This window comes from Aeromicrobium sp. Root472D3 (assembly GCF_001426485.1).
Taxonomy (GTDB): domain Bacteria; phylum Actinomycetota; class Actinomycetes; order Propionibacteriales; family Nocardioidaceae; genus Aeromicrobium.
The window spans coordinates 18,913-44,395 of record NZ_LMET01000003.1 but is presented as its reverse complement, the minus strand read 5'-3'; the positions used below and the strand labels follow the sequence as shown (position 1 = coordinate 44,395).

General features: G+C 72.1%; 28 protein-coding genes. 8 read left to right on the top strand and 20 right to left on the bottom strand.

Annotated elements, in window-relative coordinates; all coding sequences use genetic code 11:
* Window positions 1–12: 12 nt before the first annotated feature.
* Both ASD10_RS17280 and ASD10_RS17275 read right to left on the bottom strand, forming a co-directional pair.
* Window positions 13–885, bottom strand: coding sequence for a hypothetical protein (locus ASD10_RS17280; protein WP_056611980.1), 873 nt, complete (start codon window positions 883–885; stop codon window positions 13–15).
* 251 nt (window positions 886–1,136) lie between these two features.
* Window positions 1,137–1,760 carry an alpha-ketoglutarate-dependent dioxygenase AlkB gene (locus ASD10_RS17275; RefSeq protein WP_056612437.1) on the bottom strand — a complete coding sequence of 208 codons (624 nt, stop codon included), beginning with the start codon at window positions 1,758–1,760 and terminating at the stop codon, window positions 1,137–1,139.
* A 60-nt stretch (window positions 1,761–1,820) separates the two neighbouring features.
* Here ASD10_RS17275 and ASD10_RS17270 point away from each other — a divergent pair, with 60 nt between their 5' ends.
* Window positions 1,821–2,114 carry a hypothetical protein gene (locus ASD10_RS17270; protein ID WP_056611977.1) on the top strand — a complete coding sequence of 98 codons (294 nt, stop codon included), beginning with the start codon at window positions 1,821–1,823 and terminating at the stop codon, window positions 2,112–2,114.
* Window positions 2,115–2,135: 21 nt separating this feature from the next.
* Here ASD10_RS17270 and ASD10_RS17265 read toward each other — a convergent pair whose 3' ends face one another.
* The 5 genes from ASD10_RS17265 to ASD10_RS17245 all read right to left on the bottom strand — a co-directional run bounded on the left by ASD10_RS17265 (window position 2,136) and on the right by ASD10_RS17245 (window position 6,470).
* Entirely contained in the window at window positions 2,136–3,815 is a 1,680-nt protein-coding gene (locus ASD10_RS17265) for a BCCT family transporter (RefSeq protein ID WP_235502115.1), read from the bottom strand.
* 80 nt (window positions 3,816–3,895) lie between these two features.
* Window positions 3,896–4,162, bottom strand: coding sequence for a DUF2516 family protein (locus ASD10_RS17260; RefSeq protein WP_056611971.1), 267 nt, complete (start codon window positions 4,160–4,162; stop codon window positions 3,896–3,898).
* A gap of 72 nt (window positions 4,163–4,234) precedes the next feature.
* On the bottom strand, window positions 4,235–5,017 hold the full coding sequence (locus ASD10_RS19270) for a hypothetical protein (protein WP_200938362.1): 783 nt from the start codon (window positions 5,015–5,017) through the stop codon (window positions 4,235–4,237).
* Window positions 5,014–5,460, bottom strand: a complete 447-nt coding sequence (locus ASD10_RS17250; protein ID WP_056611968.1) for a helix-turn-helix domain-containing protein — start codon at window positions 5,458–5,460, stop codon at window positions 5,014–5,016. Before ASD10_RS17250 ends, ASD10_RS19270 begins: the two co-directional genes overlap by 4 nt.
* Before the next feature lie 80 nt (window positions 5,461–5,540).
* The gene (locus ASD10_RS17245; protein ID WP_056611965.1) at window positions 5,541–6,470 is read right to left on the bottom strand and encodes an asparaginase; all 930 of its coding nucleotides are present in this window, start codon (window positions 6,468–6,470) and stop codon (window positions 5,541–5,543) included.
* A gap of 148 nt (window positions 6,471–6,618) precedes the next feature.
* Here ASD10_RS17245 and ASD10_RS17240 point away from each other — a divergent pair, with 148 nt between their 5' ends.
* The 3 genes from ASD10_RS17240 (at window position 6,619) to ASD10_RS17230 (ending at window position 10,609) form a co-directional block, all read left to right on the top strand.
* Window positions 6,619–7,869 (top strand): endonuclease/exonuclease/phosphatase family protein, encoded by a 1,251-nt coding sequence (locus ASD10_RS17240; protein ID WP_056611962.1) that lies wholly within the window; start codon window positions 6,619–6,621, stop codon window positions 7,867–7,869.
* Window positions 7,870–8,075: 206 nt separating this feature from the next.
* A complete protein-coding gene (locus ASD10_RS17235) occupies window positions 8,076–9,527 on the top strand; it encodes an endonuclease/exonuclease/phosphatase family protein (RefSeq protein WP_056611958.1) in 1,452 nt (483 codons plus the stop codon).
* A gap of 5 nt (window positions 9,528–9,532) precedes the next feature.
* Window positions 9,533–10,609, top strand: a complete 1,077-nt coding sequence (locus ASD10_RS17230; RefSeq protein ID WP_056611954.1) for a mannose-1-phosphate guanylyltransferase — start codon at window positions 9,533–9,535, stop codon at window positions 10,607–10,609.
* A 7-nt stretch (window positions 10,610–10,616) separates the two neighbouring features.
* On the opposite strand, the gene manA is transcribed toward ASD10_RS17230, so the two are convergent.
* The 5 genes from manA to ASD10_RS17205 form a co-directional block, all read right to left on the bottom strand.
* The gene (gene manA, locus ASD10_RS17225) at window positions 10,617–11,822 is read right to left on the bottom strand and encodes a mannose-6-phosphate isomerase, class I (RefSeq protein WP_056611951.1); all 1,206 of its coding nucleotides are present in this window, start codon (window positions 11,820–11,822) and stop codon (window positions 10,617–10,619) included.
* Window positions 11,823–11,900: 78 nt separating this feature from the next.
* Window positions 11,901–13,724 carry a DEAD/DEAH box helicase gene (locus tag ASD10_RS17220; RefSeq protein ID WP_056611948.1) on the bottom strand — a complete coding sequence of 608 codons (1,824 nt, stop codon included), beginning with the start codon at window positions 13,722–13,724 and terminating at the stop codon, window positions 11,901–11,903.
* A gap of 138 nt (window positions 13,725–13,862) precedes the next feature.
* Window positions 13,863–14,426 carry a hypothetical protein gene (locus ASD10_RS17215; protein ID WP_056611945.1) on the bottom strand — a complete coding sequence of 188 codons (564 nt, stop codon included), beginning with the start codon at window positions 14,424–14,426 and terminating at the stop codon, window positions 13,863–13,865.
* Window positions 14,423–15,400 carry a folate-binding protein YgfZ gene (locus tag ASD10_RS17210; protein WP_056611939.1) on the bottom strand — a complete coding sequence of 326 codons (978 nt, stop codon included), beginning with the start codon at window positions 15,398–15,400 and terminating at the stop codon, window positions 14,423–14,425. The genes ASD10_RS17215 and ASD10_RS17210 overlap by 4 nt, the downstream gene beginning before the upstream one ends.
* On the bottom strand, window positions 15,393–15,887 hold the full coding sequence (locus ASD10_RS17205; RefSeq protein WP_056611936.1) for an FABP family protein: 495 nt from the start codon (window positions 15,885–15,887) through the stop codon (window positions 15,393–15,395). Before ASD10_RS17205 ends, ASD10_RS17210 begins: the two co-directional genes overlap by 8 nt.
* A gap of 36 nt (window positions 15,888–15,923) precedes the next feature.
* Between ASD10_RS17205 and dtd the strand changes: the two genes are divergently transcribed.
* Entirely contained in the window at window positions 15,924–16,346 is a 423-nt protein-coding gene (gene dtd, locus ASD10_RS17200; protein ID WP_056611934.1) for a D-aminoacyl-tRNA deacylase, read from the top strand.
* Between the two features lie 25 nt (window positions 16,347–16,371).
* On the opposite strand, the gene ASD10_RS17195 is transcribed toward dtd, so the two are convergent.
* The 8 genes from ASD10_RS17195 to ASD10_RS17160 form a co-directional block, all read right to left on the bottom strand.
* A complete protein-coding gene (locus ASD10_RS17195) occupies window positions 16,372–18,171 on the bottom strand; it encodes a DUF4012 domain-containing protein (protein WP_157432718.1) in 1,800 nt (599 codons plus the stop codon).
* A gap of 102 nt (window positions 18,172–18,273) precedes the next feature.
* Window positions 18,274–18,609 carry an LPXTG cell wall anchor domain-containing protein gene (locus tag ASD10_RS17190; protein WP_056611929.1) on the bottom strand — a complete coding sequence of 112 codons (336 nt, stop codon included), beginning with the start codon at window positions 18,607–18,609 and terminating at the stop codon, window positions 18,274–18,276.
* Between the two features lie 149 nt (window positions 18,610–18,758).
* Complete coding sequence (locus tag ASD10_RS17185; RefSeq protein WP_056611926.1) at window positions 18,759–19,055, bottom strand: DUF1416 domain-containing protein; 297 nt, start codon at window positions 19,053–19,055, stop codon at window positions 18,759–18,761.
* Window positions 19,055–19,903: a sulfurtransferase gene (locus ASD10_RS17180; RefSeq protein ID WP_056611923.1), complete on the bottom strand. Its 849-nt coding sequence runs from the start codon at window positions 19,901–19,903 to the stop codon at window positions 19,055–19,057. The genes ASD10_RS17185 and ASD10_RS17180 overlap by 1 nt, the downstream gene beginning before the upstream one ends.
* Window positions 19,904–19,968: 65 nt before the next feature.
* Window positions 19,969–20,412 (bottom strand): DUF4395 domain-containing protein, encoded by a 444-nt coding sequence (locus ASD10_RS17175; RefSeq protein ID WP_056611922.1) that lies wholly within the window; start codon window positions 20,410–20,412, stop codon window positions 19,969–19,971.
* A 258-nt stretch (window positions 20,413–20,670) separates the two neighbouring features.
* Window positions 20,671–21,099, bottom strand: coding sequence for a thioredoxin family protein (locus ASD10_RS17170; protein ID WP_056611919.1), 429 nt, complete (start codon window positions 21,097–21,099; stop codon window positions 20,671–20,673).
* Between the two features lie 37 nt (window positions 21,100–21,136).
* Window positions 21,137–21,946 (bottom strand): hypothetical protein, encoded by an 810-nt coding sequence (locus tag ASD10_RS17165; protein ID WP_157432717.1) that lies wholly within the window; start codon window positions 21,944–21,946, stop codon window positions 21,137–21,139.
* Between the two features lie 24 nt (window positions 21,947–21,970).
* Window positions 21,971–22,273, bottom strand: a complete 303-nt coding sequence (locus tag ASD10_RS17160; RefSeq protein WP_235502114.1) for a MoaD/ThiS family protein — start codon at window positions 22,271–22,273, stop codon at window positions 21,971–21,973.
* Window positions 22,274–22,441: 168 nt separating this feature from the next.
* Here ASD10_RS17160 and ASD10_RS17155 point away from each other — a divergent pair, with 168 nt between their 5' ends.
* The 3 genes from ASD10_RS17155 to mshD are packed head-to-tail and all read left to right on the top strand — an operon-like array spanning window position 22,442 to window position 25,480.
* Window positions 22,442–23,155 carry a response regulator transcription factor gene (locus tag ASD10_RS17155; protein WP_056611913.1) on the top strand — a complete coding sequence of 238 codons (714 nt, stop codon included), beginning with the start codon at window positions 22,442–22,444 and terminating at the stop codon, window positions 23,153–23,155.
* Window positions 23,156–23,198: 43 nt separating this feature from the next.
* Window positions 23,199–24,623 (top strand): carboxyl transferase domain-containing protein, encoded by a 1,425-nt coding sequence (locus ASD10_RS17150; protein WP_056611911.1) that lies wholly within the window; start codon window positions 23,199–23,201, stop codon window positions 24,621–24,623.
* Window positions 24,620–25,480 (top strand): mycothiol synthase, encoded by an 861-nt coding sequence (gene mshD / locus ASD10_RS17145; RefSeq protein WP_056611909.1) that lies wholly within the window; start codon window positions 24,620–24,622, stop codon window positions 25,478–25,480. The genes ASD10_RS17150 and mshD overlap by 4 nt, the downstream gene beginning before the upstream one ends.
* The last annotated feature ends 3 nt before the right edge of the window (window positions 25,481–25,483 follow it).

Sequence of the window (25,483 nt, the reverse complement as noted above, 5' to 3'; positions counted from 1 at the left end):
CAGGTCGCAGGCTCACCGCGTTGTGGGGTGGGCGGCTGAGATGGGGACGAACAGCGAGGACCACCGCTGCCCGAAGACCGGCGCGGGCCCGGAGTACCCGCACCGGACCAGCTGGCGGTAGACCTCCGAGACGAGCTTCATCGGCCTGGCGAGCTTCTCGTTCGTGACCTGCACGTAGCGCCATCCGTCGTCGCGGAAGCCCTGGTACCGGTCGATGTCGACGTTCCACTGGGCGACGTCGCGCAGGTGCTGTCGTCCTTCGTACTCGATCAGGAGCTTCCACAGCAGGTAGACGAGATCGCCCCGGCCCAGGAACGCGCCCGCGGCGTCCCGCACGTCGCGGTTGACCTCCGGCACCGGCAGACCGGCGAAGACCAGCACCGCACGCGTCTCGGACTCCTTGAAGGACCGGGAGCCGCCGTCGAGGAACGGCAGGACGCGACGCGCCTGGTGCGCCCCGGGGCGCCATGGTTCACGGGCTGCGAGCTCGGCGACCTCGACCGCGGTCATGTGCCGGTTGCCGAGCAACCAGTCGCCGGCCGTGATGGCGTCGATCATCCGCGCGGTGGCGCAGAGCTGCACGAAGGCTGCTGCCGGGGTCACGCCCACGTCGTCCAGGGGAGGAAGGACGGCCGTGCGATGGAGGAAGATGTCGGCCAGGTCGATGTGCAGGTCGCCGGACACCACGAAGTGGAACGGTCTCGTCCCGCCCATCGCCAGCCCCAGGTGCTGGAGCCGTGTCAGGTGGCTCAGCTGCGCCCGCGGCGGCATGGCCAGCGCTGCCGCAGCGATCCAGTCGAGGTCGGTCATGACGTGCTCGACGTGCACCCAGACCCGCGGGAACAGCGACGTCCAGCTCTTGCCGCGCAGACGACGCTCGCTCACCCCGAGAGCCCGAGCCTCGCGGACGTGGAAGGGCCGTTGTCGCAGCTCGTCGGGGATCACGGCAGCCGGTGGCATGAGTCCATCGGACGACGTCCGCCGCCTCCCCCGGAACCCGATCGCGTCCGCCTGTGGACGGGCAGGACTCCGTGGGCGACCTGTGGATCGGTGACGTGGCGACGTGTCTGACGTCGGGACAGGTCGCCAGGCCACCGCCCGCGCGCGGGACAGGTCCCCACCCCACCGCCCAGGGGTCAGAGGACGCCGCGGGGGCGGAACTGGATGCTGATGCGGGGGCCGACGGGGCGGGTGGTCTTGAGGATCGCGTGGTCCCAGGTGCGCTGGCACGAGCCGCCCATCACGACGAGGTCGCCGTGGCCGAGCGCGAAGCCGGTCTGAGGTCCGCCGCCCCGCGGGCGCAGCGACAGCCGGCGCGCCGCGCCGAGCGACACGATCGCGACCATCGTGTCGGCGCTGCGACCACGGCCGATGCGGTCGCCGTGCCAGGCGACGCTGTCGCGCCCGTCGCGGTACAGGCACAGCCCCGCCGTCGCGAACCGCTCGCCCAGCTCGGCCTCGTAGTGGTCGCCCAGACGCTCGCGCGCCTCGACGAGCAGCGGATCGGGCAGCGGGTCGGCCACCCCGAAGTGGCACAGCAGCCGCGGGACGTCGACGACCCGGTCGTACATCTCGCGCCGTTCGGCATGCCACGCGACGTCGGACTGCAGCCGCAGGAACAGGTCGTCGGAGCCGCTGACCCACCCGGGCTGGACGTCGACCCACGCCCCGTCGCCGAGCACCGTCCGACGCGGCTCGAGCGGTGCGATGGCGGGCGCCTGCCCCGTGTCGAGGAGCGAACCCTGGTAGTAGTCGGTCACCGGACGATCGTACGCCCGATCGAACACATGTTCTAGCCCTCGGGGCACTAGGCTCGACCCATGGAATCCGCCTGGGACCGACTGCTCGAGCTCGTCGAGCAGCTCGCCACCGACCCCGCGCTGCCGCTCGACGCCGCCGCCGAGGGACGCCTGGCCGGTTACGCCCACGAGGCCGTCGCGGACCGCCACATCGACACCGAGCTGCACGTCCCGGACGTCACCCGGTGGCTTGCGGGCCTCGTCACGGCGCACCGCGCCCTGCGTGACACCCACCCCGAGGTCGACACCGACACCGAGCTCGGCAACCTGCTGCGCATCGTCACCCGCTGGCTGCACCCCGCCCGGCCCCGCTGACGGGGACCGGGCGGGGCGGGGTCAGCCCCGGTCGTCCGTGGTGCGCGGCGCGTCCGACCCGGACGGCGACGGCTCGGCCGCCTCGACGACCAGGACGAACTCGCCGTCGTGCTCCTCGACGCCCGTCAGCACGGCGTCCTCGACCATCTCCTGACCCAGACGGTCGCGGACGACCATCGGGTCGGTCTGCAGGTCCTTGTAGAGCGAGACGCACAGCGCCGCCATGACGAGCACGAACGGGACGGCCGCGACGATCGTGATCTTCTGCAGGCCGGCCAGCGCGTCGTTGCCGCCGATGATCAGCATGATCGCCGCGACACCGCCCATCACGGTGCCCCAGAACACGACCGAGCGCTTGGAGGGCTCGGTCGACCCCTTCTCGCTCAGGGTGCCCATGACGATCGAGGCCGCGTCGGCGCCCGACACGAAGAAGATGCCGACGAGCACCATGACGAGCACCGTCGTGACCGAGGCGATCGGCAGCTGGTCGAGCATCTGGAACAGCGCGGAGTCGCTGTCGACGGACCCGGCGGCGTCGACGAGGTCGCCCGTCCGGCGCTGGATGTCGATCGCGGTCCCGCCGAAGACGGCGAACCAGACGAGGCTGACCAGCGACGGCACGATCAGGACGCCCGTGACGAACTGGCGGATCGTGCGACCGCGGCTGATGCGCGCGATGAACATGCCGACGAAGGGCGTCCAGCTGACCCACCAGGCCCAGTAGAAGATCGTCCAGTCGGCGAGCCACGACTTCATCTCGTCGTCGCCGCTGGCGGCGGTGCGCGAGGCCATCTCGGTCATCTGGGAGGCGTAGTCGCCCAGCGCGGTCGGCAGCAGGTTGAGGATCAGCAGCGTCGGGCCCGCGACGAACACGAACGCCGCCAGCGTCAGTGCCAGCACCATGTTGGTGTTGGAGAGCCACTGGATGCCCTTCGCGACGCCCGAGACCGCCGAGAAGATGAACGCGATCGTCAGGACGACGATGATCGCCACGAGGACGACCTTGCCCGGCTGGTCGACCCAGCCGTTGTACTTCAGGCCGCCGCCGATCTGCAGGGCGCCGAGCCCCAGCGAGGCGGCCGAGCCGAACAGGGTCGCGAAGATCGCGAGGATGTCGATGACGCGTCCGACGGGCCCGTCGGCCTTGGCGCCGATGAGGGGCCGGAACGCCGACGAGATGAGCTGCGAGCGGCCCTTGCGGAACGTGCCGTACGCGATCGCGATGCCGACGACGGCGTAGATCGCCCACGGGTGCAGCGCCCAGTGGAACATCGTGGTCGCCATCGCGGTCTGGAACGCCTCGTCCGACTGGGCCTCGGACGTGCCAGGCGGCGGCGTCACGAAGTGCGACAGCGGCTCGGCGACGCCGTAGAACATCAGGCCGATGCCCATGCCGGCGCTGAACATCATCGCGATCCACGAGACGGTGTTGAACTCGGGCTTCTCGCCGTCGTCGCCGAGCGGGATGCGGCCGTACTTGCTGGCGGCCAGCCAGATGACGAAGATGACGAAGAACGTCGACGTCAGGACGAAGAACCACCCGGTGTTGGTGATCACCCAGTCCTGGGCGTTGGTCGACGCCGTGCCGAGGCTCGGCGTGCTGACGAGGCCCCAGACGACGAAGGCGATGGCGATGGCGCCGGTCACGTAGAACACCACTGGATCGATGCGCTCGCGCCAGGTGGGAGTCTGCTGACTCACGGAGATCCCCCGATCATTCGGTCGTGCGGATGATTTGGACAACCTCACGACCGTACGCGACAACGCGCCCCGAAAGCGATTCAGCGGCTGATCGAGCCCCTGACCTGCGCCAGGTACACCAGCGCGGCCACCGTGCCGACGAGGTTCAGGATGCTGAGCGGGTACCAGAAGACGAGGTGCGCGACGACGGAGACCGCGAGGATGATCAGCCACGTCTGCTTGGGCAGCGTGTCGAGCGACTCGAGCTGCGATGGACGCCGCGACACGCAGTCGACCAGCGCGAAGCCCTTCGCGACGAACAGCGCGATCGACACCACCATCATCAGCGTGCTCTGGAACTCGAACATGACCGAAGGCTACCGGGACGCCGCGAGGCGGGCCCCCGAAGGGAGCCCGCCTCGCGGGTGGTGCGGTCGTGATCAGGCGTTGTCGGACGACGTCGACGTGCTCGGCGTGGCCTTCGCAGCGGTGTCGGACGCGCTCGAGGCGGCCTTCTTGGCAGTCGTGGCCGTCTTGGCCGGGGCCTTCTTGGCAGCCGTCGCGGTCTTGGCGGGAGCCTTCTTGGCAGCCGTGGCCGTCTTGGCCGGAGCCTTCTTGGCAGCCGTGGCCGTCTTGGCAGGAGCCTTCTTCGCGGCGGCCGTCGTCGTGCTGGCGGCGGCGCCGGCCTTCTTGGCCGGAGCCTTCTTCGCGGGCGCCTTCTTGGCGGCCGGGGCCTTCTTCGCGGGAGCCTTCTTGGCCGTGGCGCGCTTGGCGGGCTCGGGGGTCTTCTTGACCGTCGTGTCGACCTTCTCGGCGGCCTTGCGAGCCGTCGTGGGGGCCTTCGACGTGACCTTCGTGACCTGCGCCTTGGCGACCGAGACGTAGTCGAAGGCGATCTTCTGGGCGTCGGCGACGATGCCCTTGGCCTGCTGCGTGACGTCCTCGACGACGTCCTCGACGCTGTCCTCGGCCTTGTCGAGCAGGTCGTCGGCGGACTTGCGGAGGTCGTCGACCGTCATGCCCTTGGCCTTGGAGACGAGGTCCTCGCTCTTCTTCGACAGATCGGCGTAGGTGCTCGTGGCGGTGCCGAGGGCGACCTGCGCGAAGTCCTGGGCCTGCTTCTGCAGGTCGGCGACGTCGATCTTGCGGATCGTGCCGGGCAGGCCGCGCACGTCGTCGACGATGGCCTTGACCTGGGTCGTGATGGTGTCGGTGATGGTCATGCGTTCTCCTCGCTGGGTGCGGTCTCCTGAGGGGACGCGCCCGGGTGGTTGGCAGCGGTCACGGTCGTGACCAGCTCGCTGTCGGTGGCTTCGTCGATGCCGACGAAGGAGCGGTAGATGTCGAGCAACGCGCTCTTCTGACGCTCGGTGAGCCGCGGGTCGAGGGCGATGGCGTCCTCGACCATGCGGGCCCCGTGCTCGTCGGCATCGAGGATGCCGGCGCGCACGTAGAGCGACTCGGCGGAGATCCTGAGCGCCTTCGCGATCTGCTGCAGGACCTCTGCCGACGGACGACGCAGTCCGCGCTCGATCTGGCTGAGGTACGGATTCGACACGTCCGTCAGCTCGGAGAGCTGGCGAAGCGACATCTGCGCCTGGCCCCGCTGCTCGCGCAAGTATTCGCCGAGTCCTTCGACGGTCCTGTGCATGCTCAGCTTGGCCATGTCTCCATCGTGCTTGCAAAAGTTAGCAAGTGCAAGCAGAACTGCTTGCGACATGGGTCACAGGCGGGCATCGCCGCAGGTCAGAAGGCTGTGCGGAGCTCTCCGACCTGCTTGCCGCCCCCCAGGACGACGGGCCGCTCGTGCAGGATCGGGGCCTCCACACCCGCCAGCTCGAGCATGCGCGCCATGACCGCGTACAGCGGGCGCTCGGCACCGTCCTCGATCTTGACGGCGAACGCCGATCCGTCGTCGAGCGCCACGACGAAGACGCTCTCGGCCCCCGACTTGGCGACGAGCCCAGGGATCGCACGCATCAACGCCCGCTCGGCCCGCCCCCTGCCGCTGACGTACTCGGGGTGCTCGCGCATCGCGCCCGTCAGGCGGGCACCCGCCGACCCGGCCGGCTGCTGCACGACGCGGCCGATCGCCCGGGCGAGCTGCTGCAGCGGCGTCGCGAGCAGCGGGGCGCCGCAGCCGTCGACGCCCACGACGGCCGGGGGGCCGTCGGTCAGGTCGGTGAACGTCTCGGTCACGACGCGCTGCAGCGGGTGGTCGGGCTCGAGGTACGTCGTGACGTCCCAGTCGTTGACGACGCACGTCAGGAGCATCGCGGCGTGCTTGCCCGAGCAGTCCATGCAGATCGGCTCGCGGACGCCACCGGCACGCAGGTGGTCGGCGTGCACGTGGGGGTCGAGCGGATAGGACGGCGGCGTCTGCAGCGCCGACTCGTCCAGGCCCGCCAGCGCGAGGATCTCGCGGACCGCCGCGAGGTGGAACGGCTCGCCGGAGTGGCTCGCCGACGCCAGCGCCAGCAGACGCCCGTCGAGCGGCAGCCCCGCCCGCAGCATCCCCATCGCCTGCAGCGGCTTGTTGGCCGACCGCGGGAAGATCACGGTGCCCGGGTCGCCCAGCGACCAGACGACCTCACCCGCGGGATCGACCCGCACGGCCACCCCCCGGTGCCTGCTCTCGACGAGCCCCGAACGGACGACCTCGGCCAGTATCTCCACGGCACGAGCGTACGCGTGGCAGGCCCGTTCTTCTCGTGTGACGGATTCTCGCCTATCCTGTTGCGATGGTTGGTCCTCTCGGGCCGCTTGACGCCGTGGTGCGCACGCACCGCGCAATCAGCTGACACGACTCCCCGAAGGTTCATCCATGCGCAGAACGCTCGCCGCCGCCCTCGTCGGCTTCCTCGTCGTCGCGGGGCTCCAGGCCCAGCCCGCCTCGGCAGCCTCCAAGAAGCCCAGCAAGGTCGGCCTCGTCTCGTTCGTCAAGGCCGACTACGACCGCCGCACCAACAAGACGAGCCTGTCGCTGGACTGGCCCGACGCCCGCCGGGCGCAGAAGTACGAGATCTTCGTGTCGCGGTACTCCTCGATGAAGAAGGCCAAGGTCTACAAGCAGAAGTCGAGCAAGACCACGATCCGCAAGCTGACCCGCGGCAAGGACTACTTCTTCCAGGTCCGCGGCGTCAACGGCAAGAAGCGCGGCTCGAAGTCGACCGTGGTGGGTCGCACCACGATCCTGCGGCCCGGCCCCGCGCAGGGGCTGCTGCCCGTGCGCGTCATGACCTACAACGTCTGCAGCGACGTGTGCGACGTCCTCGGCACGACCAGCAACAGCTGGGCGGCCTCGCGCCAGCTCGGCGCGCTCGAGCGGGTCGGCTCGTCGGGCGCCGACGTCGTCGCGATGCAGGAGGCCGGCAAGCTGTCGATCGCTCCTCCCGGCTACACCGAGGCGATCAGCTACAGCGCCAAGCGGCTGTTCTACAAGACCGCGCGCTTCGACGTCGCCCCCGGCCTCAAGCCGTCCGCGACGTTCCAGCCCACGGGTGGCAAGTGCCGCCTGACGTCCGAGACCGACCGCCCCACCGGCGTCGTGTTCCTGGGTCGTCACTCGGGTGGCTGCCGCTACGCCGTGTGGGCCCAGCTCGTCGAGCGGTCGACCGGACGCACGTTCATGATGGTCGACGTCCACACCGTCACGGGTCAGACCAAGGCCTCGACCGACAACCGGCGCACCGAGATGAACGAGCTCATCGCGGTGCTCAAGCAGGCCAACCCGCAGCGGCTCCCGGTCGTCTACGCCGGCGACTTCAACTCGCACAAGCAGACCAAGACGAGCGACTCGCCCCGCCCGGTCATGAACGCCCGCAAGCTCTACGACGCGTACGACCTGGCCCGCAACGTGTCGCGTCAGCACATGAACAGCTACAACGCCTTCCGGTCCACGCCCGTCATCAGCTACAAGTGGGGCGACCACATCGACAAGGTCTGGGTCGACCCGTGGCGCGTGCGCGTCGACGGCTGGTACAACTTCGCGCTCCTGGACGCCAAGGGACGCATGGTCCAGCCGATCCCGTCCGACCACAGCCCCGTCGTCGTCGACCTGCGCATCGGCGCCTGAGCGCACTCGGCGGCGCGGGCCGGTTCCGCGCCGCCCCGTAGGATCCCCCTGTCCCGCCCGTCCGTCCCTGGAGCACTGCCGTCGCCACCCGTAGGAAGATCGCACCCCCGCGCCGGCGAGCGGAGCCCACGGCCGCACCGGCCGTCTCGCGACGCCTGGCGGGCCGCCGGCGCCGGCGCGACCGGCGCCGCCTGCTGATCGTCGCGGTGAGCCTCGTGCTGGTCGCGCTGCTGGCCGGCGGGCTCGCGACGACCTATGCCGAGCCCGATCCGCTCGGCGCCCCGAGCCGGGTCTCGGCGACGCCCCTCTCACCGACGAGCGTCGAGCTCGACTGGACCGGCCACGACGACGTCGACCGGTACGTCGTCAGGGTCGGCGACGACCGGTCCCTGACGGCCGCCACCAGCACGACGGTCCCGGCCCGCGGCACGAGCGTGACGCTCGACGACCTGGCGGCCACGACCCCCGGCATCGACCGCTACTACCGCGTCGACGCCGTCCGCGAGGACGAGGTGCGGTCGTCCCGCACGGGTCGCTTCACGCTCCGCCCGGGCGACGTGCAGGGACTCGACGTCCTCCGATCGACCGCCAACGGCTTCCAGGCCGACTGGGCCGACGTGCCCAACGCCCGCCAGTTCGACGTCGCGGTGGCCCGCGACGAGGGCTTCACGCAGGACGCCCGCGCGGCCCGCACGGTCGGGGTGGCCAGCGAGTTCGTCGGCAAGGGCCTGCGCCCCGACACGAAGTACTGGGTCAAGGTGCGGCCCGTCAACGGCGAGCAGGTCGGCGTGTACTCGGCTCCCGTCGCGTTCCGCACCGCGGTCCGCCAGACCGCGTTCAAGGTCGCCACCTGGAACGTGTGCTCCGAGAAGTGCAAGGGGTACGAGGGGCGCGCCCGCATCATGGCGCAGTTCCTCAACGACAACGAGGTCGACATCTTCGGCCTGCAGGAGTCCGGCGGCATCCGCGTCGGGGCCGTCACCAACGCGATCTTCAGCGGTGGCGACCGCGGCTTCGAGCGGGCCGCGGGCGGCGCGAAGGCCCGGTACATCTTCTTCCGCCCCGCGCTGTTCGAGCAGCTCGGCGGCGGCAGCTTCGCCATCGGCGACGGTCGCGACACGACGTGGGCGAAGTTCCGCGTCAAGGAGTCGCGCCGGACGTTCTACTACGTCGACGTGCACCTCGACAACGGCAAGGGCAAGGACGCCAACGCCCGTCGCACCCGCGAGATCGACCGCATGCTCGCAACGATGCGCTCGATCAACACGACCGGCACGCCCATGATCTACGCGGGCGACTTCAACTCCGGCCCGCACCGCGACCAGGACACCCCCGGCGACCGCATGCGCGGCGAGGGCCTGACGAACTCCGAGCTGCTGACGGACGACGTCCAGAACGCCGGCATCAACACGGGCCACACGTTCAGCACCGAGGTGCTCGACTCCGGCGCCCACATCGACCACATCTGGGTCACCCCCGACTTCGAGGTCGACTCGTGGAAGCAGCTGGTGCGCATCACCAACGGCCGCTACACGACCCCGGTCGTGTCCGACCACAACGCGATCAGCGCCGTCGTCGCCCTCGACGCCCGCACCAAGTCGCTGGGGCCGAAGACCCCGACGACGCCCCTCGACGAGGCCGACGCGCCGCTAGGCTGAGGCCCGTGGCCACTCCCCTCGACTCCTTCCACGCCGTGATCCCCGCCGGCGGTGCCGGCACCCGGCTGTGGCCGCTGTCGCGGGCGTCCCGCCCCAAGTTCCTGCTCGACCTCGACGGCTCGGGACGATCGCTGATCCAGCAGACGTGGGACCGGCTCAACGACCTCGTCCCCGCCGAGCGCATCCACGTCGTCACGGGCCACGCGCACGCCGCCGCGATCCGCGAGCAGCTGCCCGACCTGACGGGCCTGTTCGTCGAGCCGTCGCCACGCGACTCGATGCCCGCGATCGGGCTCGCCGCCGCCGTCATCGGCGCCGAGCACCCCGGCGCGATCATCGGCTCCTTCGCCGCCGACCACGTCATCGACGACCAGGTCTCGTTCGCCGAGGCGATCGGCCAGGCCGTCGCGGTGGCCCGCACGGGGCTGGTCACGACGATCGGCATCACCCCCACCGGGCCGTCGACGGCCTTCGGGTACGTCGAGTCGGGCGACCGGCTCGACGTCGAGGGGGCCGGCTCGGCGCGCGCCGTCCGGTCGTTCGTCGAGAAGCCCGACGCCGAGACCGCCGCACGCTACGTCGCCGGCGGCGCCCACAGCTGGAACGGCGGCATGTTCGTGACCCGCACCGACGTGCTGATGGGCCACCTCGAACGCCTGCAGCCCGGCCTGCACGCGGGTCTGCGGACGATCGCCGAGGCGTGGCCGACGTCGGCGCGCGACGACGTCCTCGACCGCACCTGGCCCGGCCTGACCAAGATCGCGATCGACCACGCGATCGCCGAGCCCGTCGCCCTCGAGGGCGGCATGGCCGTCGTGCCGGGAGAGTTCACGTGGGACGACGTCGGCGACTTCGCCGCGCTGCTCGACATCGGCGCGGCGTCGTCCCCGGAGACCGTGTGGGTCGACGGCAGCGGTCTGGCCCTCTCGGAGGACGGCACGACGATCGCCGTCGTCGGCCTCGACGACGTCATCGTCGTCCGCACCCACGACGCCCTGCTGGTCGTGGCCCGCGACCGCGCCCAGCAGGTCAAGGACGTCGTCGCCGAGATCAGGCGCCGGGGCCGCGACGACCTGGTCTGAGGCGTGCTCAGCGGGGCGTGAAGGGCACCACGAGGTCGACGAGACGGCCGACCGGCAGATCGGGGTCGGGCGTGTAGGCCTGCGCGACCTCACCCGTGCCCAGCACCCGGATGTCGCCGTCGTCAGGGCCCGCGTACACCGAGTCGCCGCGCGCCAGCTTGAGGTGCTGGTCGGTCGAGCTGACGAGCTCGACCTCGCCGCCCGTGCACACCACGATCCGGTGCGGCGCGGGTGGCAGCAGCGTGCCGTCCGGCTCGGCCTTCGAGCACTGGCTGACCGCGAGCGCGAACTCGTCGACGCCGGGTCGGAAGACGTCGGTCGAGAAGCCGAACGGCTCAGGCGTCACCCGGGCGAGCCGCGACATGCCCTCCTCGAGGCACTGCACCAGGCCCACGGGGTCGAGCGGCTTGGTCGTCAGGCCGGCGCGCAGCACGTTGTCGGACGCGGCCATGATCTCGAGGCACATGCCGCGCAGGTGGGCGTGGATGATGCCGGCGCCGAGGAACGCCGCCTCGCCGGGCTGCAGCGTCAACCGGTTGAGCGTCAGCGAGATCACCACGCCGATGTCGTCGGGGAAGAACTCGGCGACCTCGACGGCCGTGGCGTACGCGCGCTTGACGTCGATGCCGGCGTCGGCGAGCTCGCGGCACGCCTCGACGACCGCGGCGACCTCGCCGTCGCCCACGCCGACCGTCAGCAGGCGCTCGACGAGCTGGACGATGCCGCGGAAGCCCGGCGCCTCGTGCAGCTCGGCCGCCAGCGCCCGCGCCAGCGGCGTGTCGATGCCGTGCAGGACGCGCAGGATCTCGGCGGTCGGACGGAAGCCGACCAGCGTGTCGAACGTCGTCAGGGCGTAGGCCATCTCGGGCTTGTGCGAGGCGTCCTTGTAGGTGCGCTCCGGCGCGTCGAGCGGGACGCCCCTGGCCTCCTCGGCCGCGAAGCCCGCCCGGGCCAGGGCCATGTTGGGGTGCACCTGCAGCGACAGCGGCCGGTCGGCCGCGAGGATCTTCAGCATGAACGGCAGCGGACCCGACACGTCCGAGAGCGCGACGGGCGCATCACCGTCGCGCGTGACCGTCGACTGCCCCAGCGGGTGCGTCCCCATCCAGACCTCCGCCATCGGCCCCCCGTCGGGCTGCTGGCCGAGGAACCGCGGGATGTCGGACGCCGAGCCCCAGTCGTAGGCGCGGGACGCGTTGTCGAGCAGGAACATCGGGCACCTCGCGCAGCAGCGTGGACAGGTCGGGAGTCGGGACGAGTCTAGGGCGACGGCGCGGGCGGGCGCAGCCGTCTACTTGTGACGCGGCTTGCGGGCTGGACGGTCGTCCGACCGCGGGGCACCCTTGTCGGCGGCCTTGGACGGGTACGGCCGGTTCTCGTGGCTCTTCTTGTACGGCTTGCGGTCCTCGCGCGTGCGACGGATCGGCGGCCCCGAGTCGCGCTGCAGATCGATCAGCTTGCCCGAGATGCGGGTGTTGGCCAGGGCCTCGAACACCGCATCGGGCAGATCGGCCGGCAGCTCGACCAGGGTGTGGTCCTGGCCGATCGTGATCTTGCCGAAGTCGGAGCGCTTGAGGCTGCCCTCGTTGGCCAGCGCGCCGACGATCGCCGACGGGCCGACCTTGTGCCGCTTGCCGACCGCGACGCGGTAGACCGCCGCGCCCTCGGCCGGGAGACGGTCGCTGCGGCCGAAGCCGGCCGGCTTGCGCCCGTCGGGGCCCGCGTCGCTGCGGACCGGACGCTCGCGGGCGGCGGCCTTCGGCGGATCGGGACGCAGGAAGAACTCCTTGTCGGACTGGCTCATGACGGCCAGCGCCGCCGCGACGTCGGTCATCGAGACCTCGTTCTCGCTGGCGTACTCCTCGACGAGGGAGCGGAAGGCGTGGAACGTGGGCGAGCCCATGCTGGACGTGATGGCCTGCGCGAACCGCCCGGCGCGACGCTCGTTGACCTCCTCGGCCGACGGCACCGACATCTCCTCGACGGGCCGACCCGAGACCTTCTCGATCGCCGACAGCATGCGACGCTCGCGCGGCGTGACGAACAGGATCGCCTCGCCCGTGCGGCCGGCGCGGCCCGTGCGGCCGATGCGGTGCACGTACGCCTCGGTGTCGTGCGGGATGTCGTAGTTGACGACGTGCGTGATGCGCTCGACGTCGAGTCCGCGGGCCGCGACGTCGGTCGCGACGATGATGTCGATCTGGCCGCCCTTGAGCTGCGAGACGGTGCGCTCGCGCTGCGCCTGCACGAGGTCGCCGTTCAGGGCCGCGGCGGTGTAGCCGCGGGTGCGCAGCTTGTCGGCGAGCTCCTCGGTGGCCGACTTGGTGCGGACGAACACGATCATGCCGTCGCCGGTCTCGACCTCGAGCAGACGCGTCAGGGCGTCGACCTTGTGGTGGTGCGAGACCTGGATCCACCGCTGGCGGACCGTGGCGGTCGACGTCGTGGCCTTGGGCGTCGCGATGTCGACGGGGTCGTGCAGGTACTTCTTGGCCAGGCTGCGGATCATCTTGGGCATCGTGGCCGAGAAGAGGGCGACCTGCTTGTACTCGGGCGTGTCGGCCAGGATGCGCTCGACGTCCTCGGCGAAGCCCATGTTGAGCATCTCGTCGGCCTCGTCGAGCACCAGGAACTCGAGCGCCGTCAGGTCGAGGCTGCCGCGCTCGAGGTGGTCGATGACGCGGCCCGGGGTGCCGACGACGATGTGCGCGCCGCGCTGCAGCCCCTGCAGCTGGAAGCCGTAGCCCTGTCCGCCGTACACCGGCAGGACGCGGACGCCGGGGATGTTGACCGCGTACGCCGTGACGGCCTCGCACACCTGCAGCGCGAGCTCGCGGGTCGGGGCCAGGACGATGGCCTGCGTCTTGGCGTTCTTCGGGTCGATCTTCTGCAGGATCGGCAGGGCGAAGGCCGCGGTCTTGCCGGTGCCGGTCTGGGCGAGGCCGACGACGTCCTTGCCCTCGAGCAGGGTCGGGATGGCGCGGGCCTGGATCGGCGTCGGCGTCTCGTAGCCGAGCGCCGAGAGACGGTCGACCAGGACGTCGACCAGGCCCAGGTCGGCGAAGGTCGGGGTCGCGTCGGCCGTCGTGGCGTCGGTCGGGATTTCGGTGGTCATGGATGCTCCTATGGGGACGACGCGGACCGGATCGGCCGGGACCGGTGCAACCTCACAGTCGACAGGCAGTACACGCGCAGGGTCAACGGTATCGGTCCGGACCTCGATCGGAGAAACTCGCGGGACGTGCTCCGGGACTCACCGTCCGGCGGGAGGCGTCGTCTCCGGCACCAGGGCGTTGAGGCGGTCGGCGATCGTGGTCACGGCGACGTCGATCTGGTCGGCCGTCGCACGGTGCACGTCGGGGCCGCGGCGGTAGGGGTCGCGCACGTCGGCCGCGGCCGGGGCGAGGCTGCGCCGCTGGGCCGCCGCGGCCACGAGGGCCGCGGGGTCGCCGCCGTCGACGAGCCCCGTCAGGGCCGCGAACTCGAGCAGCGTGAAGCTGCGGCGCAGGGCCTGCGGGTTCATCGCCAGCACCTCGGACCGGTGCTCGCGGGTCGCCGTGAGGATCAGGTCGGCGGACTCGACGAGGTAGGAGTCGAGGGGGTGGGAGCGGAACGTCTCGGCCCCGTGGCCCAGGCGGTGCAGCTCCATCGCGGCCATCGAGTCCATCGGCTTGCGGTCCCAGCCGCGCACGCCGGCGCTGGCGACCTCGAAGCGGTCGGCGTCGAGCCGCGCGCGCAGGAGGATCTCGATCAGCGGCGAGCGGCAGATGTTGGCGGTGCAGACCGCCAGGACGGCGAACCGCGGGCCGCCCGTCACGACAGGACGGGGCGGACGTGCAGACCCGCCTCGGGGTCGACCAGGACCTGCTGCGTCGCGGCGACGCCGTCGGCCAGCAGCGTCGCGTCGACGGGGACGTTGCGCTTGACCATCGCGAGCGCGACGGGCCCCAGCTCGTGGTGGCGCGCGGCCGAGCCGACGAAGCCGACGACCTTGCCGTCGAGGACGACGTCGGAGCCGTGCGGCGGCAGGTGGTCGACGGACCCGTCGAGGTGGAGCAGCACGAGGCGTCGGGGCGGACGTCCGAGCGTGTGCACGCGCGCGACGGTCTCCTGGCCGCGGTAGCAGCCCTTGTCGAGGTGCACCGCGACGCCGAGCAGCCCGGCCTCGTTGGGGATCGTGCGGTCGTCGGTGTCGACGCCGACGCGCACGTGGCCGGCCTCGATGCGCAGGGCCTCCCACGCCCACAGGCCGACGGGGTCGCCGAGCTCGGCGGGCAGGTCGGTCAGGGTCGCGCGCGGCACGACGCGGTGCTGCAGCCCCGGCAGGCCGATGACCGCGAACTCGTCGGTCACGTCGGCCACGCTGACGCGCATGAAGAACTTCATCCGCTCGAGGAAGGCCACGAGCGGCGCCCCGGCGCCCGGCTCGAGGTGGGCCCAGAACGTCTCGCCGTCGTCGACGCCCGAGAAGCCGTGCTCGATGCGGCCCTGCGGCGACAGCAGCAGCACCTCGGTGGGCGTGCCGGGGGCGAGGCCCTCGAGGGCCTGGGTCGTCAGCGAGTGCAGCCACGTCAGGCGGTCGGGGCCGCTGATCGTGACGACGTCGCGGTGCGAGAGGTCGACGAACGTCGAGCCCTCGAGCAGGCGGCGCTGCTCGGCCGAGATCGAGCCGTAGTGGGCCGCGACGTCGCCGTCGGGGGCGTCGCCGCCGACCGCGCCCGGCAGCGCGAGCAGCGGGCTCGGACGGCGGGCTGCCGTGGTGTCGGCGGTGGCGGCGACGTCGTCAGACACGCTGCAACCGTCCCCACAGGTGCGACTGCATCTCCTGGCCCTCGGCGGCCATGTCGTGGGCGTACATCAGGTCGCCCTCGACGAGGCCGTACATGCGCTGGCCGGCCGTGTACTCCTTGGCCGTCGAGGTGCGGGCGACCAGGTCGGTGGCCAGCGTGACGCGTGGCCCGTCGACCTCGCCGTACCAGACCTCGGCATAGCCCGTGGGGTGCGCCAGGACGAGCTCGAGCTGCCCCTCGCCGGCCGGACGCAGGAAGCCGGTCTCGAGCGCTCCGGGGCGCACGCGCTCACCGGCTTCGTCGGTGATCCACGTGCGGCTGAAGTAGTGCAGGAACGGCCGGGTGTCGTGTGCGAAGACGACGTCCTGCTCGTACGAGAACGCGTCGATCGTCGGGTACTCGCCCTGGCCGTTGCCGTGCCAGGTGCCGAGGAGCCACACGACCGGCATCAGGTCGGGGTGGAGGTCGGACGGGATCTCGAACGGCATGATCCCGATCCTACGGGTCGCGGCTAGCCTCGACGCATGCGCGCAGTCGTCCAGAGGGTCACGGGAGCACGGGTCGACGTCGAGGGCCGGACCGTCGGCGAGATCGGCACGGGGCTGGTGGTGCTGCTCGGCGTGACGCACGACGACACGACCGAGACGGCGTCGCGGCTCGCGGCGAAGATCCACGGCCTGCGCATCCTGCGCGACGAGCGCTCGGTCGCCGACACCGGCGACGGCATCCTCGTCGTCAGCCAGTTCACGCTGTACGGCGACGCCCGCAAGGGACGCCGGCCCACGTGGACCGCCGCTGCCCCGGGGCCCGTCGCCGAGCCGCTCTACGAGGAGTTCTGCGAGGCGCTGCGCAGGGTGGGCGCGCACGTCGAGCAGGGCGTGTTCGGGGCCGACATGGCGGTGTCGCTGACCAACGACGGCCCCACGACGCTGCTGCTCGACATGTGACGCCAGCGCGACCGGCCGACGACGATCAGCCGCACGCCGACGGGATCGCGACGTCGTTGCGGATCGTCCGCACCCCCGGCGTCGTCGTGAGCACGGGGTCGCCGACCTGGCCCGGTCCCGTGAGCATCGTGGCCACGATGCGGCGGCGCTGGCCCGGTTCGAGCGTGAACGGCACGGACGTCTCGGCGCGGCCGCCCAACGAGGCCGTCGTGACGAGCTGCGGCTCGTCGTCGAGCCTGATGTCGGTGAACCGCCCACCGGCCGGGGCGTAGAGCCACGCCAGCAGCCGCATCTGGCTCAGCGGCACGTCCGTGTCGATGCTCGAGACGCCCCGCGGCAGGCCCGTGGGGGCGTCGGAGGAGACGTCGGCGGTCACGGTGACGAGCTGCCGCCCCCCGTCGAGGCACCGCCGCGAGGTGCCGAGCACCGTGAAGTCGAAGTAGTACTCCATCTTGCTCGCGGTCGTGTCTCCGAAGTACACCCCGACGTGCGGGGTCGCGCCCTCGTCGGTCGGGAAGCCGCCCGCGACGCCGGTGCCGGCGATCGCGGCCTGCTCGTCGGCGTGCCGTGACCACAGCATCAGCCGGTTCTCGGCCGCGGCCCGCACCAGGCCGCCGATGACCGGGCGCGACGGCACGGAGCCCGATCTCACGACGTCGAAGATCGAGCGGGCCGCCTCCTCGTAGAAGTCGTCCTGGGCGTCGGGGTCGGAGACCGTGAGGTAGACGCGGTTGAGCAGGAGCTCGACGACGGTCGTCTGGTCGAGCGTCACACCGCTGTCGAGCGTCACGGGACCCGTGCCGCCCAGGATGTGGCTCATCGCGACGGGATCGACCGACAGGACGCCGTCGACGTCCACGTCGAGCCCCTGGTCGGCCATCGCGCGCGCGATCTCGGCCGACCGCGCGAAGTCGGGGGTGACGTTGACGTCGCGCAGGTCGGTCACGAGCTGGCGCGTGAAGACCGAGGTCTCGTCGCGCGTCATCGGCACGACCGCCCGCTCGAACGGGCGGAGGTCGAGGTTGGAGCCCTGCTCCCCCATCGTCAGTCGACCGTTCCTGGCCGTGATGACCGCGTACGAGCCGGCGATGCCACCCGTGGCACGCACCTCGGCGTTGTTCTGCACCAGCAGCAGGTAGCGCCGGGTGCCCTCGCCGCCCAGCATCGTCGGCATCAGGCGGGCCGCGACGTCGCTCGACGCGGCCGCGGCCTGCGCCGAGTCGATCTGCTGCTTGATCGTGCCGACGGGCCGGCGCAGCGGCGACAGCAGACCCGTCGGGTCGACGTCGGCGAGCTCGTCGCGGGCCGCGGACAGCGCGGTGCGGGCCGTCGAGACGGCGGGGGCGATCGCGGCGACGTTCGCGAGGTCGATGCGCCCGTCACTCGGGCTGAACGCGTTGAGGTCGACCTTCGTCGACACCTCGACGACGGGCGGCAGCGCGTCGCGGGCGACGGTGTCGAGGGCCGCCGACACCGAACGGACGGCGTCGATGTTGCGCCCCACGACCGGCAGGTGCGCGCCGATCGACCACAGCGGGCCGTCGGTCCGCGACGCGGCCGACGACGTCGACGCGCGCAGGGCGTCGAGCGTGCGGGCGGAGCCGACGTCGCCCGCGATCACCTGCTCCCGCAGCTGCGTCGCCTGCTGGGCGGCGCGCCGCAGGTCGGACGTCGCGCGCACGGCCTGGTAGGTGAACACCAGCAGGCCCAGCGTCACGAGAGAGGCGATCCCGATCGCGGCGAGGCGCCGGCCGCTCTGCCGGCGGTACCACCGGACGAACCGGCGGCGACGGCGTCGGGCCCACCGGGCGATGCGGTCGCGCATCTGGATCACCGCTGCCTTTCGGGCCGTCGGGCACGCGTCGTGGCGTGACCCGTCACCCGCCGCGGCGGGTCGTCGTGGGCGGCCACCGGGGGCCGGACCGGGTCAGTGGGCGCTGGAGCGGCGCGAGGAGTAGACGATCGTCCCGCCGACGGCGAGCAGGGCTCCGGCCGCCAGCAGGATGTAGACGCTCGCGCCACCCGTGCCCGGCAGGACGCCGTTGTCGTCGGCCCGGTCGGCGTCCGGCGCGGTGCCCGCGTCGTCGGGTGCCGCGTCTCCCGAGCCCGGGTCGTCCGAGCCGCTGCCGCCGTCGGGGGCGACGGACGCCGTGGGCGTCGGCGTCGCGACGGGGTAGGGGTCGACGGCGTGCGCGAGCGAGCCCGTCGTCATCAGGAGCATGCCGGCGAGCAGGGTCACGGCGGCGAGGCGGATGTTCGTCACGGCAGTACTCCGGCTTCGGGGTCACGAGGTGGCGGCGGGGTGCGCCATCGCCCGGTACAACGACCTGCCGCGCCGCGGGTTATGCCCGGCGACGTCGAAGGCCCGCCCGGTGACCGGGCGGGCCTTCGACGTTGTGGTGCCGGGACGGGTCAGACCGCGACCGCGACCTCGGCGACGACGCCCTTGGCGGCCGTCACGGCGTTGTCGACCGACACCGCCTTCGGGGCCAGGGTGCGCAGCGTCCACTCGCCGGGGCCGGCGAAGAAGCGGAACTGGCCGGTGGCCGAGGTCGGCACCTCGGCCGTGAACTCGCCCGTGCGGTCGAGCAGGCGCACGTACGCGTTGCCGACGGGCTGGCCGTCACGCGTCACGACACCCTGGATGACCGCCTGGTTCTCGACGTCGACGCCCTCGAGCGAGGGTCCGCCCTTGACCGCGCCGCACATCAGGCGGCACCCGGCTCGTCGCCCAGGGCGACCGGCACGCCGCGCAGCGAGCCGTACTCGCTCCACGAGCCGTCGTAGTTCTTGACGTTGTCGTGGCCCAGGATCTCCTTGAGCACGAACCACGTGTGCGAGCTGCGCTCGCCGATGCGGCAGTACGCGATGGTGTCCTTGCCCTCGTCGAGGCCCGCGTCGGCGTAGAGCGCCTTCAGCTCGTCGTCGCTGCGGAAGGTGCCGTCGTCGTTGGCGGCCTTGCTCCACGGCACGTTGCCGGCCGTCGGGATGTGACCGCCGATCTGGGCGGCCTCCTGCGGCAGGTGCGCGGGGGCCAGCAGGCGTCCGGCGAACTCGTCGGGGCTGCGGACGTCGATCAGGTTCTTGGTGCCGATCGCGTCGATGACCTCGTCGCGGTACGCACGGATCGACGTGTCGGCGTCCTTGGCGGCGTAGGTCGTCGCGGGACGGTCGGCGACGTCGGTGCTCAGCTCGCGGGCGTCGAGCTCCCACTTCTTGCGGCCGCCGTCGAGCAGGCGCAGGTTCTCGTGGCCGTAGTACTTGAGGTACCAGTACGCGTAGGCCGCGAACCAGTTGTTGTTGCCGCCGTAGAAGACGAGCGTGTCGTCGTTGCCGACGCCCTTGGCCGAGAGCAGCTCCTCGAGCTTCTCCTTGCTGACGAAGTCGTGACGGACGCCGTCCTGGAGGTCCTTCTTCCAGTCGATCTTGATGGCGCCCGGGATGTGGCCGGTGTCGTAGGCGCTGGCGTCCTCGTCGACCTCGACCAGGACGATCGACGGATCGTCCAGGTGCTCCTCGACCCAGTCTGCGGTGACGAGCGCGGATTCGCGGCTCATGGGATACCTCCGTTGTGCCCGGTGGGCGTTGGTTGTGACGGTGTGTGGATGGTGCGGGTGGTGGATCAGGCGGTGCCGGCCGGCGCGAGCCGGCGCAGCACGAGGTACATCTCGCAGCCGAGGCACAGGCCCACGACGGCGTTGAGCAGGGCCGCCACGAGCGCGAGCGTCGTCGCGACGAGGGCGACGGTCGTGGCGCCCGCCAGCAGCGACACCAGGGCGACCGTCGTGAAGACCAGGCCGACGAGCTGCGCGAACCGCGGCGGTCGGGCGTCCTCGAGCTCGGCCGGCGGACCGATCCGCGGGCGGACGAACGTGGTGAACACCAGGGCCCACGGCGAGGCCGACAGGCCCACGAGCACGGCGATCGCGAACACCACGACCTGCACGCCCAGCAGGACGGTGCGCACCGGCTCGGACGGCACGGCCAGCACCAGCGCGAGGACGACCGCGGTGATCGCGGCGTTGACGCGCAGACCGCGCGGGTCGACCTGGGTGGGCTGCGGCATCGATGCTCCTGGCTGGGACGGACGGCACGGCGGACCTACCCGGGAGGGCAGGGGCGTGCGGGGCTGACGGGCGTACGGGTCAGCGCGTGCGACACAGCGACGAGCGCGTGCGGCAGTTGTCCACTGCACGGCGTCGCGTCAGGTGTGTCGTCCGGAACATGTCTCCAGAGTAGGGACACCGCGACCGCCACACACCCGCTGGTCTCACGATGTGGATGCTCGTCCCACATCGTGGCGCGTTCACCGCGATCGCAGGCGTTATTTCCCGCCCGGGACCGCTCGATCGAGGGCCGCGAGCACCTGGTCACGTCGTGGCAGCCCCGAGGCGCGCGTCGTCACGACCCCGTCGGCGTCCAGCACCAACACGGTCGGCGTGCGCATGACCTCGAGGTCGCGCACGAGCTGCAGGTGCGACTCGGCGTCGATCTCGACCGTCTCGACGCCCGGCGCCGTCGCGGCGATGTCGGTCAGCAGCACCCGTGTGGCGCGGCACGGGCTGCAGAACGCGCTCGAGAACTGCACGAGCGTCGCCCGCTCGCCGAGCGGCGCGCCGATCTGCCCCGCGGTCAGGCGCTCGCGGGCGTCCTCGACCGGCTGCGACGAGAACCGTCCGTTCTTCCAGCGCATCAGCAGCGCGACGCCCGCGGTCGCCACGAGGGCGATGCCGAGCAGGACGAGACCGATCACGGTCCCAGCGTACGGCGGTGCACCGAGGCGAGGCGGATCAGCGCAGCAGCGGCACCGTGATGAGCTGGCCGCCGAGGTACACGACGGGTGCCGCGAACGCGACCGACATCGCCCCCGGGAAGCCCCACCGGACGGCCGGGTGGACGCTGCGCGCGGCCATCGTCCGTCCGACGACCTGGCCCAGCACCGCGACCACACCGGCTCCGGCGCCCACGACGACGCCGAAGAACCAGGTCATGCCCGAGTCGGCGGTCGCCGCCACGGCCGCACCCGCACCCGCTCCGGCGAGCGTCGCCAGGCTCAGGCAGATCCAGCGGTCGACGGGGATCGTCCAGGCCAGCAGCGCGCCCCCGAGCCCCGCGGCGCCCACCGCGACGACGTCCGCCCCGCCCAGGGACTGCGCGGCCCCGAGCCATCCGGCGGCGAAGGCCGCCACGACCGCCAGCGTCACGGCGTACCCCGTCGACGACACGAGGTTCGCCCGGCCGTCCTTGCGCAGCATCTGCGCGACCAGCGCGACGAAGACCGCGGCCATGACGGCCGGCAGGACCCCGGCGAACACGCCGGTGTCGGTCGCCCCCACGACCTCGGCGGACGTGCCGTCGGCCCCGTCGAGCAGCCGGGGCTCCAGCGTCAGCGCGGTCGCGACGACGCCCGCGACGACCGCGGGCACGAGGCGCGGCGAGCCGATCGGCTCTCCCGACGCCGTCAGCAGCGGGGGCGACACCGCGACCAGCAGCTGCACGAGGACGACCGCGGCCGCGACCAGCACCTCGTCGGCGTGGGCCGCGAGCGTGATGACGCCCGCGAGGGCGAGGGCGAGCACCGTGGATCCGAGTCGTGACACCCCCGCATGATGCCAGTCCTCGGCTCAGCCGCCCGCGAACGGTGGCAGGAACTCGACGTTCGTGCCGGGATGGAGCCGGACCTCCGACGGCTCCTTGGCACCGACGGGCGTCTCGCCGACGAGGATCGAGCAGAAGTCGATGACGTCGTCGAACCGGTCGCGGTGGCCGTGGCGGCGGTGGATCTCGGCCAGCAGCTCGGCGAGCGTCGAGGCCGTCACCCGCTCCTCGGCGATGCCGGCGGCCGCGCGCGCCGCCGCCCAGTAGTGGACCGTGACGTCGTCGCCCCGCGCCGTCACCTCGTCGTCGGGTGCCGCGCCGGGCAGCACTGTGACGTCGTTCTCATTCGCGTCACCTCGTGGCCATGGATCCGTCACATGTCGTATTCTGGTGCATGCAACGAGGCCACGGTGACTCACCATGGCCTCTTCCCATATGACATGGGTACGCACTGCACACTGTGCCCCGCACGAATCGCAGCACCGGAGGTAGCGACGATGTCCCACCTGCTCCTGCTCACCAAGAGCACCCAGTCCTCGGTCGAGGTGCTGCCCGCGCTCGCCCTGCTGCCGCACCACGTCAAGATCCTCCCCGCCGAGGCCAGCGCCCTGCTGGACGCCCCTCCGTGCGACGCGGTGCTCGTCGACGGGCGCCACGACCTCGCGCAGGTGCGCAGCCTGACGCGCGTCATCCGCACGACGGGTGTCGAGTGCGCGCTCATCCTGATCCTGACCGAGGGCGGCCTCGCCGTCGCCGCGTCCGACTGGGGCATGGACGACGTCATCCTGACGACCGCCGGTCCCGCCGAGCTCGAGGCCCGCCTGCGCCTCGGCATCGGCCGCGTCGCCGCGACCCTCGACGGCGGCGACGACAGCCACGTCATCTCCTCCAGCGGCCTGGTCGTCGACGACGCGACCTACACCGCCAAGCTCGAGAACCGCACGCTCGACCTGACGTTCAAGGAGTTCGAGCTGCTCAAGTTCCTGGCGCAGCACCCGGGCCGGGTGTTCACCCGCCAGCAGCTGCTGCAGGAGGTCTGGGGCTACGACTACTTCGGCGGCACCCGGACGGTCGACGTCCACGTGCGCCGCCTGCGGGCCAAGCTCGGCACCGACAACGAGACGCTGATCGGCACGGTCCGCAACGTTGGCTACCGCTTCGTCGCGACCAAGACCGAGCCGTCGCGGCAGACCGCGGACGTCGAGGTCTGACGGCGTCCGCCGCCGAACCGCCGACGCCCCACCTCCCGCGCCCATGGCTCGCCTGACCGCGCACGCCCTGCTCGACCTGGTCCTCGACGCGGGATCGTTCGAGTCGTGGGACGAGCCGATCGACCGCTCGGGGCTCGACCCCGCCTACCGGCGCGAGCTCGACGCCGCGGCCGAGCGGGCCGGAACCGACGAGTCGGTGCTGACCGGCCGAGGGCTGATGCGCGGACGCCCCGTCGCGGTCGTCGTCAACGAGTTCGCCTTCCTCGCCGGGTCGATCGGGCAGGCCGCCGCCTCCCGCATCGTCGCCGCCGTCCGTCGCGCCACGGCCGAGGGGCTCCCGGTGCTCGCGACCACGGCGTCCGGCGGCACGCGCATGCAGGAGGGCACGCCCGCCTTCGTGCGGATGGTCGACATCACGCGGGCGATCATGGACCACCGGGCGGCCGGGCTGCCCTACCTGATCTACCTGCGCCACCCCACGACCGGAGGCGTGTTCGCCTCGTGGGGGTCGCTCGCGCACATCACGATCGCCGAGCCCGGCGCCCTGATCGGCTTCCTCGGGCCCAAGGTCTACGAGCTGCTCGAGGGGCGCCCCTTCCCGACCGGCGTCCAGACGGCCGAGAACCTCGCCGACCGCGGCATCATCGACGCCGTCGTGCTGCCCGACGAGCTCCCGTCGATGGTCGACCGTGCGCTCGGCCTGCTGGTCGACCCGCCCACGGCGCGCACGCGCCCGCGCCGGACGTCCGAGGTGCACCGCGAGCGGTCGGCCTGGGAGTCGATCCGGATCACGCGCGGCCCGCACCGCGCCGGGGTCCGCGAGGTGCTCCGCTACGGCAGCGACGCCACGGTGCGGCTGCAGGGAACCGAGAAGGGCGAGCGCCACAGCGCCATGATCGTCGCCCTCGCGCGGCTCGACGGCCAGCCGTGCGTCGTGATCGGCCAGGACCGCACGACCCAGACCCGCTCGACCCCGATGGGACCGGCCGCGCTGCGCGAGGCGCGCCGCGGCATGCGGCTGGCCAACGAGCTGCGCCTGCCACTCGTCTCGTTCATCGACACCCCGGGCGCCGAGCTGTCGCCCGAGGCCGAGGAGGGTGCCGTCGCCGGCGAGATCGCCCGGTGCATCGGGTGGATGTCGACCATGAGGGTGCCGACCGTCTCGGTGCTGCTGGGCCAGGGATGCGGCGGCGGGGCGCTCGCGCTGCTGCCCGCCGACGTCGTGATCGCCGCCGAGAACGCGTGGCTCGCACCGCTGCCGCCCGAGGGGGCCAGTGCGATCGTGTTCGGCGACCTCGACCATGCTGAGCAGATGTCACAGTCACAGCGCGTCGGCGCCCTCGACCTGCAGGCCATCGGCACGGTGCACCACGTCGTCCCCGAGCCGTCCGGCGACACCGTCGAGGGCCTCGCCCTCGCCGTCGCCGCCGAGGTCGGGGCGCAGCTCGAGCGGCTGGGGTCGCGATGAGCCTCGTCGACCTCGCGGACCGCGCGGCCGCCGCCGACGGCGTCGCGCCGCTCAACGAGGCGAGCCTGTTCGCGCTGCGCGACCGCGTGCGGGCCCGCGTGCTGGTGCAGCAGGCCGACGCCGACGGCCGCACCGTCGCCGGGGCCTACGCCGCCGGTGACGCACCGGTCGAGATCGTCGTCGACCCCGACCGGCGCCGCCAGGGCGTCGGCCTCCGCATCCTCGACGAGCTGCTGGCCGACGGCGAGGACGCCTTCTGGGCGCACGGCGACCTGCCGGCCGCCCGGGCCCTCGCGTCGTCCGCGGGGCTCGTCGCCGGCCGCACCCTGCTGGCGCTGCGCCTGACGTTCGACGGCGCCCCGACGCCCGAGCGCGTGCCCGACGGCGTCACGCTGCGCACGTTCGAGGCCGACGACGTCGACGCGGTCGTGGCCGTCAACGCGCGCGCGTTCGCCCACCACCCCGAGCAGGGCGCGATGGACCGCGCCGACATGGAGCGCCGCATGGCGTCCGACTGGTTCGACGCCGAGGGCTTCTTCGTCGCCGAGCGCGACGGGCGCGTCGTCGGGTTCCACTGGACCAAGGTCGAGGACTCGATCGGCGAGGTCTACGTCGTGGGCATCGACCCGGACGCGCAGGGAGGTGGCCTCGGCACGGCCCTGACCGCCCGCGGCCTGCGCCACCTGCACGAGCGCGGGCTCGAGGTCGTCGACCTCTACGTCGAGGGCGACAACGCCGCGGCGCTCACGGTCTACCGCAACCTAGGCTTCGCCGACCACGCCCGCGACACCCTCTACGTCCGGCCGCCGGCAGCCCCCGACCCGCACACCCACACCCACCCCCACACCCACCCCTGACGC